Origin of the sequence: Microcoleus sp. BM001215392, assembly GCF_036700185.1 — a bacterium.
Classification (GTDB): domain Bacteria; phylum Cyanobacteriota; class Cyanobacteriia; order Cyanobacteriales; family Microcoleaceae; genus Microcoleus.
Window position 1 is genome coordinate 1 of record NZ_JAUBOJ010000257.1, and the last position, 10,875, is coordinate 10,875.

Here is a 10,875-nt window from a genome sequence, read left to right on the forward strand (position 1 = left end):
TGTCGGACTGTCGGACTTTTCGGGCTGTCGGACTTTCGGGCTGTCGGACTTTCGGACTTTCGGACTTTCGGACTTTCAGGGTAGACGAAAAGCACGAAAATGTTCCAAGATATTCAGCATAAAAACCATATAAAATATTAAATTTACAGAACCATGAAAAAAAATAAATTTGCTAAATATTTAATCTTATTTATACTGATATTACTATCTGCAACCAGCCTGCACCATCCAATATTTGTCCGCGCCCAGGAGCCACCAAAAGTGAAATCTCCCCAACCAGAACCAAACCAGATCGCACCTGAAAGCGTTTTCATGAGTCAACTTCCTAGTTGGGCGCGACTTGTTGACATCCGCAGCGTAAATCGCAACATTCGCCTCGATATCCGGTACGCCACTACTAACAATTTCTTGAAACGAAAACTTTATACAGTAGCCAAATGTGCTTTGAGAAGTTCTGTTGCTCAAAAGTTAGCGCTAGTTCAAATAGATTTAGAAAAAATTGGCTTGGGTTTAAAAGTTTACGATTGCTATAGACCTTTTTCTGTGACTAAGCAAATGTGGGAATTTTTGCCAGATCCGAACTATGTTGCTAATCCTGCTAGGGGTTCGCGGCACAATCGCGGGGCGGCTGTGGATTTGACTTTAGTCGATCGCACTGGCAAAGAATTAGAGATGCCAACGCCCTATGACGATTTTACCAAAAAAGCTCACAGAGATTACAACGGTGGCAGCGCCCAATCTCGGAAAAATCGTCAAACGCTTGAGGATGCGATGAAAAAACAGGGATTTATCGGCATCACCACAGAATGGTGGCACTTTGATTCGGAAGATTGGCAGAAATTTGCGATTTTAGATATATCGCTTACTGAAATTCCTTAATTAACTAAGCGCAAACAGGTTCGATCGTTCGGACTTTAGTCCGCAAAAAATCAGGTTCGATCGTTCGGACTTTAGTCCGCAAAAATTGTTAAATCAGGACTGAAGTCCGAACGATGGAACCTGAAGAAGAACTGAAGTTCTTACTGCGAACCTGAGTATGTCAACGGACTCGCACATAAAATTCGTATTCATAGCCACGGAAATTAGAGTCTAGTTGAAATGTGTAATTTCCAGTCACAGGGATTTTACCCGTCCACTCAGTTTCATTACCTTGATAAGAATTTCCTAAAAGTTTGCCCCTAGGAGTCAAAATGAGTGGGAAAACATCTTTCCGATTCTTAACAGTCATCGTTTGACCTTTTGTGGCACGAATCTTGTAAGAGTGAGTGCCGCCGCCGATGATTCGACCTTTAACAATTGCCTCATCTCCTCCGGAGATAAAATTAATCTGCTGGTTGATGTTAGAACAACTGCTTTCGGTGCGATTTTTGGCAATCCAACCGGGCGGTTCGGTAATTCGCAGCCAACCGTTTTGTTCTTCGGCGACTGAAACAAAGGTATGATTTTTGAGTTTTCCTACTATTTTGCTGCCACTTACTTCTGGGTGCGATCGCACATTCAGCGGTGGATTCGGATCGCTGACTACAGCCATACTGATTTTACAGTCGGAATTGGGCGCTGTGACAACTACAGGAGCAACTTTTTGCGGCGAGACTCCGGCGATTAGCGGTGGTTGAAGTGTGGCGCTTTTGGCTGGTTGAGATTCAGATGCGGGAGATGCTGCGGCTTGGATTTCTGCTTGTATGGGTTCTGCTGGTTCAGATTCGGGGTTGTTCGCCCCAAAAAGTGCGCTCGACTGTCTGGTGGCTGCTGGGGACTCTACAACTGCGGGATTGGATTGTTTCATCGCACCCGACTGTATCGTTGCAGTAGCGACTCCCACGGCTGTTGCTAGACCTGCTAAGCTCACTATGATGATTTGAGTAGAAGTAAATGACATAAAAACCCTCTCTGTATTTATACTGATATTTTTGTTTCCAAGTTGGCGCGGTAGCCAGTCAAGTTATCGGAAAAATACGTAATTAGGCGGATAGATCCAGATTTTACTGGAAAACTCCCGGCGATCCCCCTTCCCTTTATAGTGAAATTACTTAATCAGGGCGGAGGTTTCCGCATGAGTTCCTAAAATTTAACCTGGATAATTGTCACAATCATTTCACTCCATCTATACTTGACAACTGTACAGATGGTAATCTTCTTGCTCGCCTGTGGCGCGCGGCGAATGGCAAGGTAAGCGTCCGGCGCGAGGTGCAGTTTAGTAGCTAAAATGTCAAGATTCATTTCTCTCAGATTACAACCGCCTCGCGATCGACTGCTTTCGCAGGTGAAGCGAGAAGCCCAAGCAGGGCGATCGCAGTCTTTGCACGCTGCTGTGTTGGCTAGCCTCAGCCATGACTCCCAGCCTGTGGGTATTACCCGCTGTTGGGACGTGGAAGTGAAAGCCGGAAACCGCCCGAGTTTTAGGCTTCCTCCCAAAGCTAGCATTTCTCAAGTGTTCGATCGCACCAACGGCAAATTAGTCATTTTGGGAGCCACAGGTGCAGGCAAAACCACGACGCTGCTAGAATTGGCTCTGGTGTTAGTTTCCCGCGCCGAACAAGATCCTAATTTGCCAATACCGGTGCTGTTTGAACTCGGATCGTGGAAAGCAGAATCTGGGGCGATCGCCGATTGGTTAATTGCTCAACTTCAGTTCAAATACGGCATACCTGCGGCTGTCGGCAAAAAATTGCTCGCCGCACAAAAATTGCTGCCTCTTCTCGACGGTTTGGACGAAGTAGAAACTCACCGTCAAGATATCTGCATTCAAGCTATCAATCAGTTTGTTTCCAGCGAATTTCAACCAAAACATTTAGTAGCTTGCAGCAGTTTTGAAGTCTACAAAAACTGTCAAACTAGATTTAAACTGCAAGCAGCAGTTTTGTTGAAACCTCTGACAGAAACTCAAATTCAAAACTATCTGCTCGAAGCCAGAAGCCGCGAACTTTGGTACAGCATTGAGAATGAGTCGGAGTTGCTAAAATTAGCAAAAACTCCCTTATTATTGAGCATGATGGCTTTGGCTTACGATGATATTTTAATCGAATCTTGGAAGCGCATAACTTCCGCAGAAGAACAGCGCAAATATCTGTTAACTGCCTACATCCGCCACCAAATGACAGGGGAAGTCAAGCAATATCCCAGAGGTAAGGAACTGCGACCAGAACAAATTCGCCGCTGGCTGGGATGGTTGGCGAGAAGGATGGAACAGCAAGGAATTCAAGAATTTTACCTCGATCGCATCCCGTCGAGTTGGCTGCAAACAGGCGAGGAACAGCGCAAGTATCAGTTTGGAGTTAAGCTGTTGGGCGGGCTGATTTGGGTAATTTTGGGATTAATTTTAACCGTAGTCTCCGGCTCGATTTGGGGATTGATTGCGGGTGCTGCGGCTGCGATAATTAGTGCTTTGCTGCCGCCAATTGCAGCGATCGACAGTTTCATATTGCGCCTCGTGTTGTGGTCTAGCGGCTATATTCCTTGGGATTACAGGCGTTTTCTGGATGCTGCGGGCGATCGACTGTTGCTGCAAAAAACGGGCGATCGGCGTTATCGATTTGTCCACGATTTATTGCAGAAGCATTTTGCTGAGATATAATGGTAGGTGTAACTGTGAAGGAGAGCTAAATACCCGAGCGCTAAATATTCGACAAGCAAAAGGAAACTAAAACTCAATGACTGTAAAATTCATTCTGAGTGAATACGTCGATCGAGCAATGACTGAGGCTATGTATGACAAACTTGAAGATCGTAGCTTTGTCGGCAAAATTCCTGTTTGCAAGGGAGTCATCGCCTTTGGCTCAACTTTAAAAGAGTGTCAAAATGAGTTGCGATCCACTTTGGAAGACTGGATTTTGCTAGGGTTAAAATTGCGACATCGTTTGCCCGTAATTGACAATATTGATTTAAATCAGGAGCCTAGCCTTGAGCCGTTGGACACCTTGTAAGCGTCGAGAATTTATCCAGAAATTACAATAGCTAGGCTTAGCTGGCCCTTTTTCTGGAAGCAAGCACCAGTTTATGATTTATCATGAGTATCGCTTAACTATTCCCTCTAATGACGAGTATTCTGTTCCTCAGTTACGGATGATGATTCGAGAGGTTGAGGAGATTATAGATAGGCAAATTACTCTAGAACAATGGAATAGCTTGTGAACTAGCACACACTAATCCTAATCAAAAAAAATTATGGTATTTTTGCCATCAGAAATAGCGGTTCCGCACTAAATTCTAATCCATCAAAAAGTGGATCTTTTAATAGAGTATCTCCCATATAAGTCTGCGGTGCTGCATCAGGATAAAAAACTGTAATGCTTCTGGCCTTACTATCTACCACCCAAACCCGCAAAACCTTAGCATCTAAATAATTTCTCGCTTTCGCAGCTAACTGACCGAAAGTTTGTTCGGGTGAAATAATTTCTATGACTAATTCCGGGACGACAGGACAGGCTTCATCTTGATTCCAGTCTGGAGATAAGCGTTCGTAAGAAACATATAAAAGGTCTGGGACTGGAACCCAGTCTCGCCCCATTCTGGTTAATTTAACTGCCCATTCTACACCAATTTCTCCCCGTTCTTCACCCCACAGTTCGAGAATTTTTATCAGGCTTCTGGTGAGGCGAGAATGAAATTTTTTCGGTGACCTCTTCGGTACTGCTTGATTGTCAACAAATTCGTAGGTAATATCTCCTTCTCCTTCAGGGAGACTGAGAAACTCTTCCAGAGTTAGTTCAGTTTTGGTCTGGAACATAATATTCCTCTGCTGTTAAATGGCATATAATGCGACAAAATCTTAGTATTCGTAGGGTGCATCGCCATTTTCAATCTCTAAATTATATCGACTTTTGGAGTGGTGGCGCACCTTACATATAGGTTTGTTTCCACGAGTCTTGTAAGCACAGGTGCGGATCTACTAGATTGTCGCTTTTTCTTGAGGATTGTCGATCGCGACGCACCCTACAGCTAACTTTTAGGTAAGTTGTTGGGCTTTAGCCCTCTGGAGAGGCGTATCATCCAACATCAAATCCCCATAGCTAAGGCTTAGTCAGTGCGATCGTCGCTGTGAGTCCGGTAGTATCATGGTAGTAATTCTGGTTCCTTCCGAAGCCGACAGCAAAATCGATCGTATCGCCCTTAATTACCGCCAAATTGCGATCGAACCGCACAGCAGTATCATCACCAAAGCCCTCAACAAAGTTGTCGAAAATAGACAGATTATTGTGGAGAATGTGGACATCGGTTGTGGTTAGCCCGACAAAATTTAGACCAGTGAATATGGAGGCGATCGAGATATTACCAGTTTCCGGTGCAGTCCAGCGCACTAAGCCATACTCACCATTAGGCCCTGGATGTAAAGCTAATTGGCCGGGTTCAAAGCGGGTTGTGGCGCCCAGTACGATCGCGCTACCAGTCGCGTTGTAATAGACACCAGGGTTGCCATCAGGAGCACAGTTACCCCACCAGGAGTCTAGCCCTTCCCGGACTCTGGGAGTGCTACTGAGGACAAAAGGCGATCGCAAATTTAGCGCCCACCCGTAAGTCCAAACACCATTGGGATTGTTAGTGCGAGAAAAATCGGCAGCAACATCCGCAGATTGCTGGGCTATTTTGACCATCAATGCTCTCAAAGTTCCATATTTCCAATCTCGATCGCGATCGGCAGGAATTGAAAGAATTTGTGGAAATTTCAGGTTTTCATAGATATGATGACTGTCAGTAATGCTGCGCAAAAACCAACTTTTTTGCATTGATTCATCCTGCAATGCAGCCACAACTAAATCTAACCCTGCATCTCCATATTTCAACGCTTCTGAAAGTGCGGCGATTCTGGCTTCGAGTGCGATCGAAGCTAAGCGATTTTTCACGCCCGGGATGCCTCCTAAGACAACAGCACCTATGGGAGGTTGATTTTGACCGCCTTTGACGGCATCGTATTCTCTGGGTCGATGTTCGGAGTCTGCCATGGCATTAAAATCTCTATACTGCTCATAATTGTCGCAATTCGATCGGCCTTTGCACAAAAGAGAGAAAACAGAACAACAGCACGACACGGATAGCAACGATACTAACCTTGGCTGGCTTAAATATTTATTCCTCGTATTCGTAGGGTGCGTCGCTACTAGATTGTCGCTTTTTCTTGAGGATTGTCGATCGCGACGCACCCTACAGCTAAGGTTGGGTGGCTTAAATATTTATTACTCGTATTCGTAGGTGCGTCCCTACTCGAAAAGTCGCTTTTTCTTGAGGATTGTCGATCGCCACACACAATACAGCTAAGGTTGGGTTACTTAAATATTGATTGACATAATACAAATGTTATGATATGTATTGGCAAAATCTCCAGTCTTAACTGCCAAATGTACGATCGCATCCTCACCGACACCCCCAAAAGGTTAAGATTCTAATCTGACCTCCTGCAATCATTGCTTCACCTCCTATGGCAGAAACCTTATTGTTCAACGCCCTCCGCGAGGCGTTAGACGAAGAAATGGCCCGCGACTCCTCTGTATTCGTACTCGGCGAAGACGTAGGTCAATACGGTGGTTCCTATAAAGTCACCAAAGACCTCTACGAGAAATACGGCGAACTCCGAGTGCTCGATACCCCGATCGCCGAAAATAGTTTTACAGGCATGGCAGTGGGCGCAGCAATGACCGGATTGCGCCCGATCATCGAAGGCATGAACATGGGCTTTTTGCTCCTCGCCTTCAACCAAATCTCCAACAACGCCGGAATGCTGCGCTACACCTCCGGCGGCAACTTCAAAATGCCGATGGTAATTCGCGGCCCCGGTGGCGTGGGCCGACAACTAGGCGCTGAGCACTCTCAGCGGTTAGAAGCATATTTCCAAGCAGTACCGGGTTTGAAAATCGTCGCCTGTTCGACTCCCTACAACGCCAAAGGACTCTTAAAATCAGCCATTCGCGACGATAACCCGGTGCTATTTTTCGAGCACGTTTTGCTTTACAACCTTAAGGAAAATTTGCCAGAAACAGAATATTTAGTGCCGTTAGATAAAGCGGAAATTGTGCGATCGGGCAAAGATGTCACCATCTTGACATATTCTAGGATGCGGCACCACGTTCTGCAAGCCGTACCCGCACTCGTAAAAGAAGGCTACGATCCCGAAGTGATCGACCTAATTTCTCTCAAACCCCTCGACATGGACACCATCGGCGAATCTATTCGCAAAACTCACAAAGTAATTATTGTCGAGGAGTGCATGAAAACCGGAGGCATCGGTGCCGAACTAATTGCTTCGATTAGCGATCGATTTTTTGACGAACTCGACGCACCGGTTTTGCGCCTATCCTCACAAGATATTCCCACACCATACAACGGCAATTTGGAAAGACTGACAATTGTCCAGCCCAATCAAATTGTCGAAGCTGTCCAAAAAATGGTAGCTTTGCGAGTATAAATAGTTATTGGTTATTGGTAATTTGTTGTTTGTTATTTGTTATTTATTATTTTAAAACCGAAAAAAATATCGGGACGAACCAATAACCAATAACCAATAACCAATAACTAATAACAATAACCAATAACCAATAACCAATAATTAAATATGCAAAAACAACGTTCAATATTAGCCCTAATTTTTGTTTTGATCGTAGCCGCGATTACTGTAATAGTAACAATTCCGACGCGGCTAGGATTAGACTTGCAAGGAGGGTCACAACTCACAATTCAGGTAAAAACTACCAAAGATATCCCGAAAATTGAAGAGCGGGATCTAGAAGCAGTGCGGCGGATTATCGAAAACCGAGTTAATGGTTTGGGAGTCTCTGAAGCAGTTGTACAAACGGTAGGAAACGATCAAATTTTGGTTCAGTTGCCTGGGGTAAGCGATCCGCAACAAGCAGAACGCGTGCTCGGCGGTACCGCACAGCTAGATTTTCGGCGCGAAATACAACAAGAAAAAGCTTTTTTGAAGGTTAGACAGGAGGAACTTGTGGGACTGCTGCGCAAGCAGCAAGAGCTACAAGCAAAAGGAGATGCTAAAGCCGTCGCCGACAACCAAGCTGCGATGGACAAAAAGAATCAGGAAATTAAACAACTCACCGCTAACCTTTACGAACGTACCGAAATCACCGGCAAAAACCTCAAAGATGCTTTCGCCACATCCAATTCCTTAGGAAACACCTACGCTGTAGCCCTACGCTTCGATAACGAGGGCGCCCAAAAATTTGCCGAACTGACCAAAAGCATTGCTGGTACGCAGCTCACTTTAGGTATTTTTGTAGATAACGAATTGATCAGCGCTGCTACTGTTAGCGAGCAGTACAAACAAACTGGTATCACAGGCGGGAATGTCGAAATTTCGGGCAACTTTACAGCACAAAAAGCTAATGACTTGGCTGTGCAATTGCGTGGCGGTGCTTTACCAGTGCCGGTCGAAATTATTGAAAACCGCACTGTCGGCGCTAGTTTGGGTAGAGACAGCATTCAAAGCAGTATCTATGCAGGTATCGGCGGTTTAGTTTTAGTCTTGATTTTCATGGTGGCGTACTATCGACTCCCCGGCGTAATTGCCAATATTGCTCTGTTAATTTATGCTCTGTTAACTTGGGCCGCTTTCGTGCTGTTGGGAGTAACTTTAACGCTGCCGGGAATTGCTGGTTTTGTCCTCAGTATCGGTATGGCTGTGGATGCTAACGTGCTGATTTTTGAGCGCACGCGGGAAGAGTTGCGATCGGGAAAGACGCTTTATCGATCGGTCGAATCGGGTTTTTATCGCGCTTTTTCCAGCATTTTAGACGGCAACGTAACTACGCTGATTGCTTGTGCTGCCTTGTTCTGGTTGGGCGCTGGTTTAGTCAAAGGGTTTGCTGTAACCTTAGGCTTGGGCGTAGCAGTCAGTATGTTTACTGCGATTACTTGCAGCCGGACTCTTCTTTTGGTAGTGTTGGGCTTTCCCCGATTGCGCAAACCCGAGTGGTTTTGTCCCGGTTTGTCGAAAACAGCTAATAGTTGACAGTTGACAGTTAGTTATTGGTTATTGGTTATTGGTTATTGGTTATTTGTTAACTGCTACCAATAACCAATAACCAATAACCACAGACTTCTTCCATCCATCCATCCGTCACATCCGTTGCCGAACTTCCCTCTTCCTTCAAATTATGCAATTCAGTGTTATCAAACAACGATCGATCTGGTGGAGTATTTCCGCTGTTATCATCCTTGCAGGTATAGTGTCGATGGCGATTTCTTGGAGTCGTCCCGACATCCGCGCACCGCTACGCCCCAGTTTGGACTTTATCGGTGGCACTCGGCTGCAATTTGAACTCGACTGCACGAAACCAGAAAATTGTAAACCCATCGATATTGTCACTGTCCGCCAAATTCTCGATAGCCAAGGTTTGGCTGGTAGCAGCATTCAAGTTATCGGCAAAGAACAGCGCGGTTTGTCGCTGCGCACCAAAACTTTGGATGTTGAACAGCGGACTAAGTTACAAACAGCTTTGACCGAGAAAATAGGTGCATTTGCTCCTCAATCTATTCAAATTGATACGGTTGGGCCTACCCTCGGCAAACAGTTGTTTACTTCGGGTTTGCTGGCTTTATTCCTTTCTTTTGGTGGCATTACTCTTTATCTGACGTTCCGGTTTCAGTTAGATTATGCCTTTTTTGCTTTTGTTGCTTTGTTTCACGATGTCTTAATTACGCTTGGTGTATTTTCATTTTTGGGTTTAGTTATAGGAGTGGAGGTTGACAGTTTATTTGTCGTCGCTCTCTTGACAATTATCGGTTTTTCTGTTAACGATACAGTGGTAATTTACGATCGCGTGCGAGAAGTAATCAAGCTGAATCCCGGAAAGTCGATCGATCAAATTGTCGATGATGCCGTCATGCAGACCTTAGGAAGGTCAATTAACACGACGATGACCACGCTGCTGACATTGTTTTCGATCTTTTTGTTTGGCGGCGAAACCCTCAAATATTTTGCTTTAGCTTTGATTGTCGGTTTTATTGCCGGTGCCTATTCGAGTATTTTCATTGCTAGCACGCTGCTGGCTTGGTGGCGCAGCCGCACGGGGAACTCCATCGCCGTCCCCGCAGAAGGAATTAGCCCATCAGACGAAGTTTAATTGTCATTGGTCATCAGTCATTAGCGAACTGTTGACTTGTGGTTGAGAACTAATGACAACTGTCAACTGCGTCGCCCTGAGCGTAGTCGAAGGGTCAACTATCAACTGTGTTTAATTGTCATTGGTCATCAGTCATTAGCGAACTGTTGACTTGTGATTGAGAACTAATGACAACTGTCAACTATCAACTATCAACTGTCAACTGACTAATGACCAATGACCCAAATTTTCAAATAGAAGTCCAAAGGCTTCACAAACTAACAGTTTACGGCCGCTGGTTAACTGTGATATTGCTGTGGATTAGCGTCGGTTGTTTGAGCATTTGGAGTTTGCGTCGCGAAATCGATTTGTGGTTAGAAAACTTCACTTGGGCGGCGGTGCGCTACGGTTTATATTTTCACCGCTGGCCGACTCTTGGTTTGGTTTTGTGCTTGGGGATGACTTTAGCCGTGCTAACTTGGCACCGTCGCAATAATATTGTCCGAGGATTGCCACAGAGGCAAAAACAGCGTTTGGAAAAACAAGTGCGCCGCATTCGCCAACAGGGGCCGAGTCATCCTTTGTGGAAGTGGGTTTGCAAAAATTCGCAGTAGTTATTAGTGATTGGTCATTTGAGCCGATCGCGACTTCCCCCGACTTGTGAACCAGCGTAGCCTTCGGCTAGCTCTCGTCGAGGGGAGCCGAAGGCTAGTCATTAGTCATTGGTCATTAGCGATCGATCTCCGTTAAATCCGTTGCTCAACTTCCTGCTTTTATTAGACTTGAATTGCATAAGTCTTCTTTTCGATACAGAAACCGCAGATGTCAG

11 protein-coding genes are annotated in these 10,875 nt (G+C 45.3%); 8 read left to right on the forward strand and 3 right to left on the reverse strand.

Translation table 11 applies throughout. The features are described 5' to 3' along the window. Positions 1 to 153: 153 nt before the first annotated feature. The gene (locus QT974_RS23120) at positions 154 to 879 is read left to right on the forward strand and encodes a M15 family metallopeptidase (RefSeq protein ID WP_333470763.1); all 726 of its coding nucleotides are present in this window, start codon (positions 154 to 156) and stop codon (positions 877 to 879) included. A gap of 160 nt (positions 880 to 1,039) precedes the next feature. On the opposite strand, the gene QT974_RS23125 is transcribed toward QT974_RS23120, so the two are convergent. Further along, entirely contained in the window at positions 1,040 to 1,879 is an 840-nt protein-coding gene (locus QT974_RS23125; protein WP_333470764.1) for an SH3 domain-containing protein, read from the reverse strand. Between the two features lie 327 nt (positions 1,880 to 2,206). Here QT974_RS23125 and QT974_RS23130 point away from each other — a divergent pair, with 327 nt between their 5' ends. The 3 genes from QT974_RS23130 to QT974_RS23140 all read left to right on the forward strand — a co-directional run bounded on the left by QT974_RS23130 (position 2,207) and on the right by QT974_RS23140 (position 4,131). Beyond that, positions 2,207 to 3,574 carry an NACHT domain-containing protein gene (locus QT974_RS23130; RefSeq protein ID WP_333470765.1) on the forward strand — a complete coding sequence of 456 codons (1,368 nt, stop codon included), beginning with the start codon at positions 2,207 to 2,209 and terminating at the stop codon, positions 3,572 to 3,574. A 76-nt stretch (positions 3,575 to 3,650) separates the two neighbouring features. Further along, positions 3,651 to 3,923: a type II toxin-antitoxin system HicB family antitoxin gene (locus tag QT974_RS23135; protein ID WP_293179584.1), complete on the forward strand. Its 273-nt coding sequence runs from the start codon at positions 3,651 to 3,653 to the stop codon at positions 3,921 to 3,923. Positions 3,924 to 3,996: 73 nt separating this feature from the next. Next, on the forward strand, positions 3,997 to 4,131 hold the full coding sequence (locus tag QT974_RS23140) for a type II toxin-antitoxin system HicA family toxin (protein WP_333470766.1): 135 nt from the start codon (positions 3,997 to 3,999) through the stop codon (positions 4,129 to 4,131). A 31-nt stretch (positions 4,132 to 4,162) separates the two neighbouring features. Here the strand turns inward: QT974_RS23140 and QT974_RS23145 are convergent, their stop codons facing one another. Together QT974_RS23145 and QT974_RS23150 are read right to left on the reverse strand one after the other, a co-directional pair. Next, entirely contained in the window at positions 4,163 to 4,726 is a 564-nt protein-coding gene (locus QT974_RS23145; protein WP_333470767.1) for a Uma2 family endonuclease, read from the reverse strand. 283 nt (positions 4,727 to 5,009) lie between these two features. Then, positions 5,010 to 5,939 (reverse strand): hypothetical protein, encoded by a 930-nt coding sequence (locus QT974_RS23150; protein WP_333470768.1) that lies wholly within the window; start codon positions 5,937 to 5,939, stop codon positions 5,010 to 5,012. Between the two features lie 473 nt (positions 5,940 to 6,412). On the opposite strand from QT974_RS23150, the gene QT974_RS23155 reads away from it, so the two are divergent. From QT974_RS23155 to QT974_RS23170, 4 genes are all read left to right on the forward strand, one after another. Beyond that, entirely contained in the window at positions 6,413 to 7,396 is a 984-nt protein-coding gene (locus QT974_RS23155) for an alpha-ketoacid dehydrogenase subunit beta (RefSeq protein WP_333470769.1), read from the forward strand. 147 nt (positions 7,397 to 7,543) lie between these two features. Next, on the forward strand, positions 7,544 to 8,953 hold the full coding sequence (gene secD / locus QT974_RS23160; RefSeq protein ID WP_333470770.1) for a protein translocase subunit SecD: 1,410 nt from the start codon (positions 7,544 to 7,546) through the stop codon (positions 8,951 to 8,953). Between the two features lie 145 nt (positions 8,954 to 9,098). Continuing rightward, positions 9,099 to 10,067 carry a protein translocase subunit SecF gene (gene secF / locus QT974_RS23165; protein WP_333470771.1) on the forward strand — a complete coding sequence of 323 codons (969 nt, stop codon included), beginning with the start codon at positions 9,099 to 9,101 and terminating at the stop codon, positions 10,065 to 10,067. A 209-nt stretch (positions 10,068 to 10,276) separates the two neighbouring features. Then, the gene (locus QT974_RS23170; protein ID WP_333470772.1) at positions 10,277 to 10,660 is read left to right on the forward strand and encodes a hypothetical protein; all 384 of its coding nucleotides are present in this window, start codon (positions 10,277 to 10,279) and stop codon (positions 10,658 to 10,660) included. Positions 10,661 to 10,875: the final 215 nt, after the last annotated feature.

What these genes read in the sequence shown, in the direction of transcription:
- QT974_RS23145 (WP_333470767.1), bottom strand. Translation starts at nt 4,726, where the DNA reads ATGTTCCAGACCAAAACTGAACTAACTCTGGAAGAGTTTCTCAGTCTC.
- QT974_RS23135 (WP_293179584.1), top strand. Translation starts at nt 3,651, where the DNA reads ATGACTGTAAAATTCATTCTGAGTGAATACGTCGATCGAGCAATGACT.
- QT974_RS23125 (WP_333470764.1), bottom strand. Translation starts at nt 1,879, where the DNA reads ATGTCATTTACTTCTACTCAAATCATCATAGTGAGCTTAGCAGGTCTA.
- QT974_RS23170 (WP_333470772.1), top strand. Translation starts at nt 10,277, where the DNA reads ATGACCAATGACCCAAATTTTCAAATAGAAGTCCAAAGGCTTCACAAA.
- QT974_RS23150 (WP_333470768.1), bottom strand. Translation starts at nt 5,939, where the DNA reads ATGGCAGACTCCGAACATCGACCCAGAGAATACGATGCCGTCAAAGGC.
- QT974_RS23120 (WP_333470763.1), top strand. Translation starts at nt 154, where the DNA reads ATGAAAAAAAATAAATTTGCTAAATATTTAATCTTATTTATACTGATA.
- secF (WP_333470771.1), top strand. Translation starts at nt 9,099, where the DNA reads ATGCAATTCAGTGTTATCAAACAACGATCGATCTGGTGGAGTATTTCC.
- QT974_RS23130 (WP_333470765.1), top strand. Translation starts at nt 2,207, where the DNA reads ATGTCAAGATTCATTTCTCTCAGATTACAACCGCCTCGCGATCGACTG.
- QT974_RS23155 (WP_333470769.1), top strand. Translation starts at nt 6,413, where the DNA reads ATGGCAGAAACCTTATTGTTCAACGCCCTCCGCGAGGCGTTAGACGAA.
- QT974_RS23140 (WP_333470766.1), top strand. Translation starts at nt 3,997, where the DNA reads ATGATTTATCATGAGTATCGCTTAACTATTCCCTCTAATGACGAGTAT.
- secD (WP_333470770.1), top strand. Translation starts at nt 7,544, where the DNA reads ATGCAAAAACAACGTTCAATATTAGCCCTAATTTTTGTTTTGATCGTA.